Source organism: Streptomyces sp. NPDC051976, from assembly GCF_040680795.1.
Taxonomy (GTDB): Bacteria; Actinomycetota; Actinomycetes; order Streptomycetales; family Streptomycetaceae; genus Actinacidiphila.
Genome location: NZ_JBFAXL010000006.1, coordinates 154,848 through 168,318, shown reverse-complemented (window position 1 = coordinate 168,318; position 13,471 = coordinate 154,848). Strand labels below are relative to the sequence as shown.

The 13,471-nt window shown below is 69.1% G+C and carries 13 protein-coding genes and 4 pseudogenes; 9 read left to right on the top strand and 8 right to left on the bottom strand.

Annotated elements, in window-relative coordinates:
- Positions 1-33 precede the first annotated feature (33 nt).
- From AB0M29_RS09455 to AB0M29_RS09440, 4 genes and pseudogenes are all read right to left on the bottom strand, one after another.
- Positions 34-612 (bottom strand): annotated as a pseudogene (locus AB0M29_RS09455) (alpha/beta fold hydrolase); the annotation flags it as partial.
- A gap of 49 nt (positions 613-661) precedes the next feature.
- Positions 662-1,372, bottom strand: a complete 711-nt coding sequence (locus AB0M29_RS09450) for a hypothetical protein (RefSeq protein WP_365381349.1) — start codon at positions 1,370-1,372, stop codon at positions 662-664.
- A gap of 140 nt (positions 1,373-1,512) precedes the next feature.
- The gene (locus tag AB0M29_RS09445) at positions 1,513-2,577 is read right to left on the bottom strand and encodes a class I SAM-dependent methyltransferase (protein ID WP_365381347.1); all 1,065 of its coding nucleotides are present in this window, start codon (positions 2,575-2,577) and stop codon (positions 1,513-1,515) included.
- A 166-nt stretch (positions 2,578-2,743) separates the two neighbouring features.
- Positions 2,744-3,343: a DUF308 domain-containing protein gene (locus AB0M29_RS09440; protein ID WP_365381344.1), complete on the bottom strand. Its 600-nt coding sequence runs from the start codon at positions 3,341-3,343 to the stop codon at positions 2,744-2,746.
- A 209-nt stretch (positions 3,344-3,552) separates the two neighbouring features.
- Between AB0M29_RS09440 and AB0M29_RS09435 the strand changes: the two genes are divergently transcribed.
- The 3 genes from AB0M29_RS09435 (at position 3,553) to AB0M29_RS09425 (ending at position 6,055) form a co-directional block, all read left to right on the top strand.
- Positions 3,553-4,737, top strand: coding sequence for a histidine kinase (locus AB0M29_RS09435; RefSeq protein WP_365381342.1), 1,185 nt, complete (start codon positions 3,553-3,555; stop codon positions 4,735-4,737).
- Complete coding sequence (locus AB0M29_RS09430) at positions 4,734-5,393, top strand: response regulator transcription factor (RefSeq protein WP_365381339.1); 660 nt, start codon at positions 4,734-4,736, stop codon at positions 5,391-5,393. The genes AB0M29_RS09435 and AB0M29_RS09430 overlap by 4 nt, the downstream gene beginning before the upstream one ends.
- Before the next feature lie 134 nt (positions 5,394-5,527).
- Complete coding sequence (locus AB0M29_RS09425; protein WP_365381336.1) at positions 5,528-6,055, top strand: hypothetical protein; 528 nt, start codon at positions 5,528-5,530, stop codon at positions 6,053-6,055.
- Positions 6,056-6,099: 44 nt separating this feature from the next.
- On the opposite strand, the pseudogene AB0M29_RS09420 reads toward AB0M29_RS09425, so the two are convergent.
- Positions 6,100-6,255 (bottom strand): annotated as a pseudogene (locus AB0M29_RS09420) (SDR family NAD(P)-dependent oxidoreductase); the annotation flags it as partial.
- Between the two features lie 65 nt (positions 6,256-6,320).
- Entirely contained in the window at positions 6,321-6,839 is a 519-nt protein-coding gene (locus tag AB0M29_RS09415; RefSeq protein WP_365381333.1) for an adenylate kinase, read from the bottom strand.
- Between the two features lie 152 nt (positions 6,840-6,991).
- Here AB0M29_RS09415 and AB0M29_RS09410 point away from each other — a divergent pair, with 152 nt between their 5' ends.
- Entirely contained in the window at positions 6,992-7,522 is a 531-nt protein-coding gene (locus AB0M29_RS09410) for a GNAT family N-acetyltransferase (RefSeq protein WP_365381330.1), read from the top strand.
- A 246-nt stretch (positions 7,523-7,768) separates the two neighbouring features.
- Positions 7,769-9,379, top strand: a complete 1,611-nt coding sequence (locus AB0M29_RS09405; protein WP_365381327.1) for a VCBS repeat-containing protein — start codon at positions 7,769-7,771, stop codon at positions 9,377-9,379.
- Between the two features lie 119 nt (positions 9,380-9,498).
- Here the strand turns inward: AB0M29_RS09405 and AB0M29_RS09400 are convergent, their stop codons facing one another.
- On the bottom strand, positions 9,499-10,158 hold the full coding sequence (locus tag AB0M29_RS09400) for a TetR family transcriptional regulator (RefSeq protein WP_365381324.1): 660 nt from the start codon (positions 10,156-10,158) through the stop codon (positions 9,499-9,501).
- A 75-nt stretch (positions 10,159-10,233) separates the two neighbouring features.
- Here AB0M29_RS09400 and AB0M29_RS09395 point away from each other — a divergent pair, with 75 nt between their 5' ends.
- The 4 genes and pseudogenes from AB0M29_RS09395 to AB0M29_RS09380 all read left to right on the top strand — a co-directional run.
- Positions 10,234-10,926: an NAD(P)H-binding protein gene (locus AB0M29_RS09395; RefSeq protein ID WP_365381321.1), complete on the top strand. Its 693-nt coding sequence runs from the start codon at positions 10,234-10,236 to the stop codon at positions 10,924-10,926.
- Positions 10,923-11,327 (top strand): pyridoxamine 5'-phosphate oxidase family protein, encoded by a 405-nt coding sequence (locus tag AB0M29_RS09390; protein WP_365381318.1) that lies wholly within the window; start codon positions 10,923-10,925, stop codon positions 11,325-11,327. The genes AB0M29_RS09395 and AB0M29_RS09390 overlap by 4 nt, the downstream gene beginning before the upstream one ends.
- A 106-nt stretch (positions 11,328-11,433) precedes the next feature.
- Positions 11,434-11,915 (top strand): annotated as a pseudogene (locus AB0M29_RS09385) (XRE family transcriptional regulator); the annotation flags it as partial.
- A 2-nt stretch (positions 11,916-11,917) separates the two neighbouring features.
- Positions 11,918-12,370, top strand: a pseudogene (locus AB0M29_RS09380) (NUDIX domain-containing protein); the annotation flags it as partial.
- A 153-nt stretch (positions 12,371-12,523) separates the two neighbouring features.
- Here the strand turns inward: AB0M29_RS09380 and AB0M29_RS09375 are convergent.
- Entirely contained in the window at positions 12,524-13,426 is a 903-nt protein-coding gene (locus AB0M29_RS09375) for an NmrA family NAD(P)-binding protein (RefSeq protein ID WP_365381316.1), read from the bottom strand.
- Between the last annotated feature and the right edge of the window lie 45 nt (positions 13,427-13,471).

The following is a 13,471-nucleotide window of genomic DNA, read 5'->3' as shown; positions in this document are numbered from 1 at the left end:
CCGATGGTTCGGCGGCCACCGCGCGCCTTCCCTTCACTCCGTGACGAAAGCCGAGACCAGCGCGCTCGCCTGCGTGCGACATTCCTCGAAGTACGCGTGCCGGGCGCCACGGAAGAGGTGGGTGCGTGCGTCGGGGATACGGGAGGCCAGCAGGGGGACGTTGTCCGGCGGCGCCATGCGGTCCTGGTCGCCGTGGAGGACGAGGGTGCGTGCCCTGATCTGCGGGAGGACGTCCCAGGCATCGTGTTGGTTGCTGGCCGCCAGATGGCCCCGTCGGGCGTGCGCAGGCATTTCGGGATCACCGAGGGTGTTGTACGGGCCGGGGTGGGTGGCGCGCCAGGCGGGCGAGTACATGAGGTCGATCAGCGCATCGCGTGCCGCTCGCGGGTCGGATTGCGCAAGCAGGCGCCGTACGGAGACGTCCCGTTCAACACTGTGCAGACCGCCCGGAGTTGTGCAGCCGAGAACCAGGCGACGGATGCGTTCGGGATGAAGGGCGGCGATCCATTGGGCGACCCGCCCGCCCATGGAGGTGCCGTAGACATCAGCGCGTTCGATGCCCAGGTCGTCGAGGACGGCGATCACATCGTTGGCGAAGTGTGGGGTGGAGTAACCGGCCTATGGGCTCCGACGGGGTGGTGCGGGTCGGTGATGCCGGGGGTCAGTTCTGGTTCACCGGCCAGACCGCCGCCGGATCACAGTGGTCCGGGCATGCCAGCAGGTAGACCTCGTTGGCCAGGAACAGGTTGTACGTGTCGGCACCGATGCTGTATGGCTGCTCTGGAAGGCCGGGATGCACAGCGAATTCCATGCCTTCCGGCACCTGGCAGATGTACACCAAGTCGGCCCCGCACGCGCACCTGAACTGCTCGGGATCCTGCGCCCAGGACGGCGCACCGCCGACCTTGAACGTCTGCGCTCCGAGCCCGCGCGGGTCGGGGGTGTCCACGAGAGGCTGCAGCCTCAGCGGTCGGGCACACAGGGACGGCTCGACCTCCGCTACCGGCAGCGCTGCGTGGCGCTGGAGCAGCACCCGCCAGAACGGACCCGGGTAGGGCGGCTGCGGAGCGTCCCAGTACCGGGGCACGAGCCGGCCGCCTGCCAACTGGGGGTCGGATGCGTCGTTGTGCGCACGGCAGTGGAAGACCAGCAGGTGGTCTCCGCCGAAGTGCTGAAGGTCCGGGGGCACGTCGAGTTGGAAGAACAGGGCCATCCGCTCACCGCAGAAGCACTCGGGCCATTGCTGGGTGTCGTCGAGGAAAGGCCACCCACCCACCGAGTTTCGCGCCGGCCGGTCCAGCGACTCGGTCCCGACCTCGATCGTGTGGGCAGGCAACACCGCCCGTATCTTCCCTACGCCGCGTTCGACCATCCGCTCACCCTATGGGGTGGTCCCAAGACTGCTGGTCCCGGGTGAGATGATCTTGGTAGGGCTGGTGTGGTCACGGCGTCGCCGTCGTCCTGGATTGGCCGGCCTGCGGCGGTGGGACCGGCACGCCTCGTGGCGCGCAGTCAGCGCCGGGCGACGTAGTAGACGTTCAGGATGTCGCCTTCGACGCGTTGGGTGTCCACCTGGCTGAACCCTGCCTCACGGAGCATCTGCCGGGCGGTCTGCTCGCCCCACACGGTGCCCAGGCCCTCGCCACCCTCGCTGAGAGAGACGCTCATGCAGTAGAAGACGGAGAACGTGTAGAGGCCGGGGCCCAGCGGGTGGTCGATGTTCTCCTCCAGGCGGCTCGACGCGGCGATGTCACCCATCAGGAACACGCCGTCGTCCTTGAGGGCGCCGGCGACGGCAGCGAGAGTACGCGCGGGCTCGGCGAGGTCGTGGATGACATCGAACGCCGTGATGAGGTCGTAGGAGCCAGTCAGCTCGGCGCTGTCACCGACCCGGAAGTCGGTGTTGTCCAAGCCCCAAGTGGCGGCTTCGGCACGTGCGGTGGCGATGCCGTCCTCGGACCTGTCGAGGCCGTGGAAGCGGCTGGCGGGAAACGCCTTGGCCAGTACGTTGACCGCGTGGCCCTGGCCGGTACCGATGTCCAGCGCGTCTATCCCCTCGGTCAGCCGCTCGGGGAGACCGGGTACCAGCGGGATGATCCCGTTCACCAGCGCCAGGTCGAAGACCTCCCCGGACTCCTCCGCCTGGAGCGCCTGGAAACGCGGGTACGCCGAGTACGGCACCCCGGCTCCGGTGCGGAACGCATCCGCCACCTGTTGTTCGACCTCGCCCATCATGCCGAAGTCCTGGGCGATGCGGGCCAGGTTGTCGGGCCCGGCAGCGCGGGTCAGCGAGGCGGCGTGCTCGGGTGGCAACGCGTAGGTGGCCTGCGCGGGCTCGTAGTCGACGATGCCGCCGGTCACCATCGCGCCCAGCCACTCCCGGACGTAGCGCTCGTTCAGACCTGCCGACTGGGCGATTGCCGTGCTCGTGGCGGGCGCCATGCCCGCCATCGTGTCGAACAGGCCCGTCTCATGACCCAGGCCGGCCATCAGCCCCAGACACGTGTCGTTGACGACCTCGATCATGCGTCCCGCGAACGCCTCCTGCTTCGCTGCATCCATCTGCGCAACGGACATCGTCCCTCCTCTACCCATCGGACCACGGTGCGAAGGGCGGAACGCTCTCGGGAGGCGGCTCAATGGAGACGGCGGTACCTTCCTCATGTCATTTTATGCCGTGCGAGCCTCGGCTGCTCCTCGGAGCCTCCCCGAGCTCTCCCCTGATCGAGGGTCAGCCCGGATGTCAGCGCTCTTCGCGTCGGGCGCGGATGCTCAGGGTGATGACGGAGACGAGGAACCAGAAGGCACCGAAGGCTGAGTAGCCAGCGACGGTGGACAGGTGGCTCGTCGCCGAGGCGGACATGGCGGCTATGGCGGCACCCGCGAGGACGGACTGGCCGCCGCTGATGACCATGGGCCACTGGGCGCCGACGCTGCGTCGGCGGCGGATCGCCACGACGAGCTGGATCGCTCCGGAAAGGAGAGCCCAGGCGCCGAACACGACAAGGGTCGTCCTGATGGTGGAGAAGACGGCGATGGTCATTACGGCGGTGGTGGCGAGGCCGAGTGCGATGTTGGCGGTGGTGACGCGGTCCGTGGAGCCGGTGCCGGACAGGCGCCGCTCGAGGAGCGTGGCGATGACGTCCCACAGGGGGTAGACGACGAGCAGTACGGCCGCGGTCGCGGTGGGCTTGTCCGTCGGCACCAGCGAGGCGGAGGTGGCGAGGACCAGCGCCACCCATAGGAGGGAGAAGGCGACTCGGATCAGGTGGAGGGATCGGAGCCCGGAGGGCGTCGCCGCGGTCGTGGTCGAAGTCGGTGAAGGCACGGTGGTCTGCGTCATCGGATGTCCCGTGGTGCTCGTGACGGTGTGAGGCGGTCGCCTCGATGACGAGTCTCAGCGGCTTTCGGCGGGCCCACGTACTTCGAACGAAGTAGTTGTGCCCGCCATTTTCGATGTCATGGATTCCATGCCTCCCTCGACCGAAACGACGTCGCCGTCTACTTCGTTCGAAGTACACGACCGTTGCACACGTGAACGACAATGACCTCATGCTCCAGGTGCGAAGCAGTGAGGAAGGGCCCGCGGTACCGCTGTGGGTCCGGCGCCCCGAGGTGCTGCACCGAGCCGCCTACGCCGTGGCCGCGCTGGTGTTCACCGGCCAGATCGTCGCGGTGCTGGTGAGGGGGTCGGGCTGGCCGACGGCCTTGTCCGTGCTCCTGGCCGGCGGTGGTGTCGCCCTTTCCTGGTGGAAGCCGTGGGCGGGACTGGTGGTGGTGAGCGCGGCGTCCTTCGCCGTCACGGCGGTGGGCCGCGACCCTCTGTCGGTGTGGATGATGGCGGTCCTCGTGCTGTTCTCGGTGACGCTCCGGGGGAAACAGCCGCTGGCCGGGACCGGCATCGTGGCGGCGTCCTTCCTGGGGGCGTTCATGACGCTGGGAGGATTCCGTGGCGGGGCGGTCGTGGGTGCCGCCGCCCTCTTCTCGGCCGTGGCGGGAGGCGCGTCAGGGGCCGCACTGCGCATCCATCGTGACCACTGGTGGATCCTGGCGGAACGGGCGGAGAGCGCCATCGCCACCCGCGAGAGCGAAGCCACCCGACGCGTGACCGAGGAACGGCTCCGTATCGCCCGGGACCTGCACGATGTCATCGGTCACCAGGTCGCGATGCTGAGCCTGCACCTGGGCGCCGCGGAAATCGGGCTGCCCGAAGACGCGGTGTCTTCCCGGGAGGCCCTTGACTCCGCCAGGTCCAGCGCCCGCACCGTCATCGTCGAAACACAGCGCATCCTGTCGCTCCTCCGCCTCGGGGACGACGTCGCCGACGACGAGGCGCTCCGGCCGACCCCGTCGCTCAGCGGCCTGGAAGGGCTCCTCGCCTCCTTCGAGAGCATCGGCCTCGACATCCGCCCCCGCCTCGACATCCCCACGGGTTTCGTGGAGCCCAGCGTCGGCGTCACGGTCTACCGGGTCGTGCAGGAAGCACTCACGAACGCCTACCGGCACGGAGAGGGGACAGCCACGGTGGAAGTACGTGAGCGTGACGGCAGGATCTGCGTCACCGTGGAGAACCGCGTCGCCCACGCCCCCCGCGGCGCCGACTCGGGCAGCGGACTCGGACTCGTGGGAATGCGCGAACGCGTCGAGTCCTCCCACGGCCGGCTGACGATCGATCGTCAGCACGGGCGATTCCGGGTGCACGCGGAGTTCAGCCCCCTGGGAGCCCTCGTCCGATGACGCGGATTCTGATCGTCGACGACCAGGACGACGTCAGGGCGGGGATCCGGACGATGCTTCGGCTCGACCCGGGTCTCGTCGTCGTGGGGGACCTCTCCGACGGCCTGCAGGTGCTGCCCTTCCTCCGGGACCACCCCGTCGACGTGGTCCTCATGGACATCCGGATGCCCGGCATCGACGGCGTCGAAGCCACCCGCCGGATCCGCGAGGAGCACCCACCCGAAAAGACGCGGGTGATCGTACTGACCACCTTCGACCAGGACGACATCGTTCTCGGTGCGCTGCGCGCGGGCGCCAACGGCTTCCTGAGCAAGACCGTGAGTCCTGCTGAACTCGTCGCCGGAATCACCGAGGTCGTCGGCGGTGGCGGTGCGCTGTCGGCCGCCGCGGCCGCCGCGCTCATCGGGCACATGACCGACAGCCCGCCGCCGGTGATCGACCGGGAGCTGCTGCGGCGCTTCGGCGCGCTGACCCCCAGAGAGCGGGACGTGGTCGTTCTCATCGCCGGCGGCCTCGGCAACGACGAGATCGCGGCCCGGATGTCCGTGTCGCCGTTCACCGTGAAGACGCATGCGGTGCGCGCCATGACGAAGGTCGGCGCCCGAGATCGAGCACAGCTCGTCTCGTTCACCTTCCGGGCCGGGCTCTATCCCTGAGCCGGTCCTGTGCGCCGGACGGCGGGGGCACGTACCTGGAAGCCCTCAGGTGTAACCCGGCCGCGTATCCAGAGGGGAAGGGAACTATCCGAGTAGGGACCGTTGGTGACGGTCCCTCACCTCAGACAGGACTGATGACAGTGATGTTCACACGACGGGCGATCGGCTCCACCGCTGTCGCGGTACTCGCAACCGCCCTCGCCATGGGTGTGATGCCCGGTACCGCCGACGCCGCCCCCCGGACCTTCCAGTTCAAGGGCTTCGGCACTGGTCAGTGCATGGTGGCGAACACGTCCACGCGTACCGTTCAGGCGAACAAGTGCACGGCCTTCACCTCGCAGGGCTGGCAGATGCTTCCCATGAACACGGTCTCTCCCGAAGGCTTTCAGGAGTTCGAGCTCCGCAACGTCCCGTTCGCCGAGTGCGCCCGAGCGGGCGACACCGCCCCCCACGGCGCCCTCCTGCTGGGCACGTGCGATCCGAACGACCATATGACGGTCTTCGATCAGCTCGTGCCCAACTTCATGGAGCCGCAGCAGTTCCGCCTGAAGGGCTTCAACGTGTGCATCGACCGGCCCTCCGAATTCCCCAACGACGGCTCGAACCTGCAGGTTTACACCTGTAACCACCAGCACACCGAACAGCTGATCAGCCTCCACTGACCCGGACACGCGGGTTCATCCCCGGCCGGGGCTTGGGGCCGGGCCTACATCTGCTCGCAGTGGAAGGACCGGATGAAGCAGTCTCGCGGCTGGCCGATCGCGAACAGGAGGCAGTCGAGCACGGATTGGGCGGCCTTGGCCGCGTAGAACGCGGGGTGTGCCTGGGAGCGGTGGTGCCGGGGTTCTGCGGCCGAGGAGACCGCTCAAGAGGAGCGGAAAGCGCTCCTGAGCCTCCCTCTGATACGCGGCATCTCTGCGTGCCCGATCAGAGGGAAGCCAGCCATGCGGCGGTGTCGTTCGGGTGGCCGAAACGGAGGGTGTCGAGTGGGGCGAAGCGGGGATCGCGGACACGGAGTGCGACTTCACGGTGGCGCGGCCGGTGCTGGGACCAGGCCCACCAGGCCGGGTGTTCCCGGCTCAGCCACCCCGTCCAGGTTTCCCTGTTGCCGCCGAAGAGGACCTCGCGCCGCGCGGTGCGCCGCAGGGATCGTCGCAGCACACGAGGCATGATGACGCGTCGAGGGTAGTCCAACCAGATCACCGTATCCGCGCGGTCCCAGAGCAGATCACGCACTTCCGGATAGCCGAGTGAGTCGATGATCCAGCGCGGTTCGGCCGTGAGCTGTGTCAGGTCCTCGGTCACGTTGTCGTTGACGGCCCAGCCGGGGCCGTTGAAGTACAGCGTGTCCATCTCGTGGTAGGGCAGGCCCAGACGACGACTCACGGCACGGGCGAGCGTGGACTTCCCCGCACCGGTGACACCCACTACCAGGATCCGCTCCACGGACGCACCCTATCCCGGCGAGCGCGGCAGGCAGGCGGGGCATCGCTGACCGATCAGGACGCCCCGGTCCAGGCGGGGATTGGGGGGCGTGATGTGCGGGGCACGGGGATATTCGCTGGTCGCTGCCTGCTGGCGGTGTTCATACTGCCGCAATGGATCCGGTGACTCTTGAGACCGACCGTCTGGTGCTTCGGGCCTTCACCTCTGCCGATGTGGATGCGGTGTACGAAGCCTGCCAGGACGAGGACATTCAGTTCTACACGCCGGTGCCGGTGCCGTATCGGCGTGCGGACGCGGAGAAGCTCGTCGGTGAGAAGCTGCCCGCGCAGTGGGCCGAGGACAGGGACTACACCTTCGGCGCGTTTCGTAGGGACAGCGGCGCCCTGGTGGGGTCGTACTGCCTGACCCTCGTCAGCCGCGGTGTCTGGGAACTCGGATACTGGGCGGTCGCGGAGCAGCGCGGCCGGGGGTACTCGGTGGAGGCCGCTCGGTGTCTGTGCGACTGGGGCTGGGCGACCCTCGACGTCCACCGCATCGAGTGGTGGGCCATGGCCGGGAACACCGGCTCGCGTGCCGTCGCCGAGAAACTCGGCTTCACCGTCGAAGGGACACTGCGCAATCGCGGCATCGCCAATGACGGCGAACCGCACGACTGGTGGGTGGGCGGCCTGCTGAGGCCCTGATGCTCGGGGCCGGTGCTTCGCCGCCGACGTGAGCCCTTCCGCGGTGAGGTTGCCAGCCCGTCGATGACGGGTGCCGAGGTTCAGCGGGGGGGGCGACGGACCGTGGGTGTGATCCCGGTCGGATCGGCCAGGGGACGAAGGAATATCCTCGCCATCGATCAGGGGGCAGGCATGGCCGGCAGACGGTCGGCGCCCTCAGAACAGGGGTGGGGAACAATGGCGTCGCGTCGGTCCGCGAGGGCTTTGGTGAGAAGGCGTGCGGCGAGGGCCGCGGGAACGGCGCTGGGGCTGGCGGCCGCAACCGCGTTGACGACCACGGCGCTGACGGTCTCCGCGGCTGGCCCCGCGTCCGCGGTCACCGCGTGGGCCGAGCCCGGGGGGCTGACCACGCAGGCGTACACCATGAGTGTGTCGACGACCGCGCCGGACGGTGCGACGACACTGCTCTGCGGGTCGTGCACGGACGAGTACCGTCAACTGCTGGACATCGGCCACATCAGCGGCGGCAGCGACGACGACATCCTCGGTATCACGGCCTCGGGCCAGCTCCGGCTGCACACGACTCAGACCCAGCTGAGCGGCCGTCCCATCGTCATCGGCGGCGGATGGCAGACCTACAACCAGGTCACCGTCATCGGCGACCTCAGCGGGGACGGCCGGGCAGATCTGATGGCCCGCGACACCCATGGCCGACTCTGGTTCTATGCCAGCCAGAACAGCCTGAGCCAGCCGTTCCGGGCGCGGGTGCAGGTCGGCACCGGCTGGAACATCTACGACCAGATCATCGGCGCGGTGCGCTTCGACGCCTCCGCGCCCGCTTCGCTGGTGGCCCGAGACCTGCAGGGCCGGTTGTGGCTGTACGACGGCCGGTCGAACGGTGCCCTGTCCGCCCGTCGGCTGATCGGTACCGGCTGGAACATCTACAACCAGCTCATCGGCCTGGACCGCAACCAGGACGGGCACGGCGACATCCTCGGGCGCACGCAGGCGGGCTCGTTGTACCTGTACGCGGGCAACGGGGCTGGAGGCTACGCGGCCCGGGTCGGGGTGTCGGTGGCCATCAGCGACTGGCCGGGCTGGCCGAGCGTCAACGCGATCGCCGGTGAGGGCCACCAGCCGGACTTCGGCAAGGGACAGGTCGTCGGGCGGATGCCCAACGGCGACGTCTACGCCTACGAGAGCCGGGAGAACGGCACCTTCCTGCCGCGCCAGGAGATCGCCTTCGGCTACCTTCCGGCGGTCTACCCCCTGGTGACCTCGACGGTGGCGTCCGGCGACAACGGGCTGTCCGGCTTCGTCTACACCACCCGGCCGGTGGACGCGGTCGGCGGTGAGCTGCTGCTCGCCTGGGTGACCGCCCGGAACCTGTCGCTCGCGCACTGCTCGGCGCTGGCCGGCCCCGGAGACCTCAACGGCGACGGTCACGGGGATGTGGTGGCCCGCGACACTGGCGGTCACCTGTGGTTCGTCCCGGGCCGCGCCGACGGTACGATCGCCACCGCCCAGCGGCGCCTGATCGGAGGCGGCTGGAACATCTACCGCACCGTCGTCGGCGCCGGTGATCTGACCGGTGACGGCATCGCCGACATCGCGGCCGCGACGCCCGGCGGTGACCTCTACGTTTACCCGGGCCTGGGCAACGGGACCTTCGCGGGCCGAGTCCGCGTCGGCGGGGGCTGGCAGATCTACACCAAGCTCGCGGCCCCGGGCGACCTCACCGGCGACGGCAAGAGCGACCTGGTCGCCGTCGACTCCGCCGGCCGGCTGTGGCTCTACCCCGGCCTGGGGGACGGCGACTTCGGCCGCCGCGCCGAGATCGGCACCAGCGGCTGGAACGGCTTCCACGACATCTTCTGACCCTGCCGGTCCCGCGGCCCACTCCACGGGGGCGACCGGGGGAGTGCGCCGCGGGTGTAATGCCAGGTCACGGTGCCGCCGTTGGCGCCAAGTAGGTGTGCTGGTGGTGATGAGCGCGGTCAGGGCCGTACGGGACTCCGGCCGGTGACTGGCGAACGGTGGTGGCCAGTTCTGGCAGTTGGTGCTGCGGTTCGTGGCGTGGGGGCCAGCGCGGCGCGCATCGCGGGGAGCAGGATGCGGCGGGTCTCGGAGGGGGTGAGGGCGGCCGGGGTGGGCAGCGGGTTGAGGTAGCGGGTGTAGACGAGGCCGCCGAGGATCGTCACCACGGCTGTCGCTCGGGCCGTCGCGTCCCGGCCGCCGAGAAATTCAACAAGCCGGGCCAGCAGCTCCCGTTCCAGGTATTCAGCGATGGCTTCGGCCGCCTCCTCACCCTGGTCGGTGAGCCGGCGGAAGTCGGCGTCTTCCCACAGGCCGGTCACCGCGTCGATGAGGCGGTCGGGCAGCGTGGCTCGGTCGCCGTCGAGGACGTCGTCCACGGTCAACGCGCGGGCGCACTGGAACTGCATGACGTCCGCGAACAGGCCCTTCTTCGAACCGAAGTGGTACGCGATCAGGGCCGGGTCGACCCCGGCTGCCCCGGCCACCGCGCGCAACGTGGTGCGCTGGTAGCCGTGTTCGAGGAACAGCGTCCTGGCGGCGGAGACGATCGACTCACGGGTCGGCGGGTTGCCGCGGGGGCGGCCTCGGCCGCGGGCGGGCGCGGGGGCGGTGTTATTCATCAGCGTTGAGCCTGCAGTTGATGCTCGGCACAGTCAAGGGCGTTCCGTAACCCCCTGAAGGGATGACCCGACATCATGCGTATCGCAGTCTTCGGCGCCAACGGGCCGACCGGCCGCCAGCTCACCGACCAGGCTCTCGCGGCCGGGCACGAGGTCGTCGCCGTGACCCGCCGCCCCGGCTCCCTGCCCGAACGGCCCGGCCTGACCGTGGCGGTCGCCGATGCCACCGACCCTGCCGCCGTCGAGGCCGCGGTCAGCGGGACGGATGCCGTCCTGTCCGCGCTGGGCGCGCGCTTCAGCAAGGAAACCATCACGACGTACTCGGCGAGCGCCACGGCCTTCACCGCGGCCATGACCCACCACGGCATCAAGCGGCTGCTCGCCGTCAGCTCCAGCATCGCCGACCCGATGTGGCGGCCCACGGGCGCGCACTTCTTCAACTACGTGCTCGACCCGCTGGTGAACCGGCGTATGGGCCGCACCCTCCACGAGGACATGCGCCGCATGGAGGCCGTCATCGGTGGGACAGAGCTCGACTGGACCCTCGTGCGGCCCTCGGGCCTGTTCGAGCACCCGGTCGTCACCGACTACGTCACCGCCGAGACCAGCGCCGACGGCGTCTTCACCGCCCGCGCGGACCTCGCCGCCAGCATGCTGCGGGAACTGGAGGAACAGCGGTACGTCCGCACCGCCATGGGTGTCGTCACCACGGCCGTGAAGCCGAACATCGCCAAGCTGATCTGGAACGAGGGCGTGAAGAAGAAGTGAGCCGGGCAACCACCGAACTACCCACCGTCGCACGGGCGTTCCTCGCCCTCCCGCTCCCGGCCACCCTCACCACCCTCCGCCCCGACGGCACCGTCCACGTCACCCCCGTCCGCTTCACCTTCGACGCCGCCGCCGGCCTGGCACGCGTGACCACCCGCGCACGCACCCGCAAGGCCCGCAACGTCGCGACGGGCGGCCCCCTGGCGCGTGGCGCCCTCTGCCAGGCGGACGGCTTGCGCTGGATCACCCTCGAAGGCCGGGCCGAGGTCAGCGACGACCGCACGCGCGTGGCCGAAGCGGTGCGCCGCTACACCGACCGCTACCGCATGGTTCCTCCGGCCCCACCGGACCTGGTCGTCATCGAAATCACCGTCGAGCGCGTCCTGGGCCTCAACCTCTGAACACCCCTCACAGAAAGCGAAGTGACACCGAGATGCCTACCCTCCCGTCCTTGGCTCCGCGCAACATCCCCGCCGCCACGTAGCCACCGCAGCTGGAACCCAAACCCCCGTGTCCACGTTCACCGACATGTTCGCCCAGGCCGGAGAGCACATCGACGTCCTGGTCTACGCCGCGGTCTTCCTGCACGAGGCGTACCCGCGCCTGAACGACCTGCTGCGCGAGCGCGCCGCCGACGGCTGCTCCGTCAGGATCGCGCTGGGCGACCCCGACAGCGAGAACGTCCGACAGCGAGGTGAAGAAGAGCGGTTCGGGCACGGGATCGAATCCAGGTGCCGACTGGCACTGATGCACTACCGCCCGCTGATCGGCGTGCCGGGCATTGAGGTGCGGACCCACACGACGACGCTCTACAACTCCCTCTACCGGCAGACGACCAGATACTGGTCAACGCCCACGTCTGGGGTGTGAACGCCTACGGTGCACCCATCTGGCACCTCCGACGCAACGGTGCCGGAGGGGTCTTCGACACCTACGCCCAGAGCTTCGACGCCGTGTGGGCGACCGCAACACCCGTACAGGAGGAGTGACCTTGGCCCGCACCGAGTACTACGACGACCCGGCAGCCCCCAAGCCGAACAGCCTGGTCGTCGCCGCCTCAGCGGTCGTGACCGACGACCGGGGACGCATCCTCCTCCAGCGTCGACGCGACAACGACCTGTGGGCCCTGTCCGGCGGCGGCATGGAGATGACCGATTCCCTCCCCGGCACGGCCGTGCGGGAGGTGCAGGAGGAGACCGGGCTCGACGTGGAGATCACGGGACTGGTCGGCACGTACACCGATCCCCGCCACGTGATCGCGTACACCGACGGAGAAGTGCGCCGCCAGTTCAACATCTGCTTCACGGCCCGCGTCACCGGAGGCCAACTCGCCATCTCTGACGAGTCGACCGAGCTGCGGTTCGTTCACCCCGACGAGATCGCGGTACTGCCCATGCATCACACACAGCAGCTCCGTATCCGGCACTTCCTTGAGCACCGCGAGGCCCGCCGAGATGGGGGTCGGCGGGCCGACGGGGGAGATGACGGGGCTCGACTGGCCCTGTGCCTCGATCGCCTCCAGACGCCTTGAGACCTCGGCCTGATGCCTCGGCCTGCCTTGAGGCGCCGACCCTGGACGGTGACTGATCGGGGCGGTTCAGCCCAGGTAGAAGCCCTTGCGGGCCGCCACGAAATCCTGGATGGACTGCGGGGCGACGCCCGTGACCCGCTCGACGCCGTCGGTCGTGCGGTCGTAGCGGTTGTCGCGGTGGAGCTTGGCCATGGTGATGATGTGCTGGACGACGTGCGGGGGCAGGCCGAGTTTGGGGAGCTGTTCCTCCCACCTTTGCGGGGGCAGGTCCACGTAGGAGACCTCACGGCCCAGCGCTGCTGAGAATTCCGTGGCCAGTTCCGTCATGTCGACCGAGCGGGGCCCTGTCAGCTCGTAGATCTGTCCGATGTGCGGAGCCGGGTCGCGGAGCACGGTGGCCAGGACCCGGGCCACGTCGTCGACGGCGACGGGAGAGGTGCGTCCGCTGCCGAACGGCAGGGCGATCGTGCCGCTTTCCTTGATGGACCGCGCTGCGAGATCGGTGAACAGCGGCGTGTCCAGGAAAACCGTCGGCCGGACGTGCACCACGGGGAGACCGGACCAGTCGAACACCTGCTCCGCCAGCCAGTGCAACCGCTGCTGGTGTGACTCCTCGGTGCTGGTGGCAGTCATCTGTGACACGGTCATCTGCGACAGGTCGACCAGGACGTCCAGCTGCCCGTACTCCCTTGCCACGGAAGCCACCACGGTGGCCGCCAGCAGGTGGTGCGGCGATACAGCCATCCCGAAGTACATACGCTTCACGCCCTGCAGAGCGGCCGCGACCGTCTCGGGCCGGGTCAGGTCGCCGACGACCACCTCCGCACCGAGCGCCCGCAGCTCAGCCGCGCGCTCGTCCTCCCGGCGCACCATGAAGCGCACTGGCACGTCGTGGGCACGCAGTTGATCGAAGACGGCACGGCCTACCCCGCCGGCACCGGGGATGAGGACAAGGTTGCTGGTGACCATCAGTGGATCTCCTTCGGGTGGGGTGAGTGTCGGTGTCGAGGGGTG

Bases quoted from the DNA above. Each gene is read 5' to 3' on its own strand.
- AB0M29_RS09450 (WP_365381349.1), bottom strand. From the start codon at position 1,372: ATGGTCGAACGCGGCGTAGGGAAGATACGGGCGGTGTTGCCTGCCCAC.
- AB0M29_RS09445 (WP_365381347.1), bottom strand. From the start codon at position 2,577: ATGTCCGTTGCGCAGATGGATGCAGCGAAGCAGGAGGCGTTCGCGGGA.
- AB0M29_RS09440 (WP_365381344.1), bottom strand. From the start codon at position 3,343: ATGACGCAGACCACCGTGCCTTCACCGACTTCGACCACGACCGCGGCG.
- AB0M29_RS09435 (WP_365381342.1), top strand. From the start codon at position 3,553: ATGCTCCAGGTGCGAAGCAGTGAGGAAGGGCCCGCGGTACCGCTGTGG.
- AB0M29_RS09430 (WP_365381339.1), top strand. From the start codon at position 4,734: ATGACGCGGATTCTGATCGTCGACGACCAGGACGACGTCAGGGCGGGG.
- AB0M29_RS09425 (WP_365381336.1), top strand. From the start codon at position 5,528: ATGACAGTGATGTTCACACGACGGGCGATCGGCTCCACCGCTGTCGCG.
- AB0M29_RS09410 (WP_365381330.1), top strand. From the start codon at position 6,992: ATGGATCCGGTGACTCTTGAGACCGACCGTCTGGTGCTTCGGGCCTTC.
- AB0M29_RS09400 (WP_365381324.1), bottom strand. From the start codon at position 10,158: ATGAATAACACCGCCCCCGCGCCCGCCCGCGGCCGAGGCCGCCCCCGC.
- AB0M29_RS09395 (WP_365381321.1), top strand. From the start codon at position 10,234: ATGCGTATCGCAGTCTTCGGCGCCAACGGGCCGACCGGCCGCCAGCTC.
- AB0M29_RS09375 (WP_365381316.1), bottom strand. From the start codon at position 13,426: ATGGTCACCAGCAACCTTGTCCTCATCCCCGGTGCCGGCGGGGTAGGC.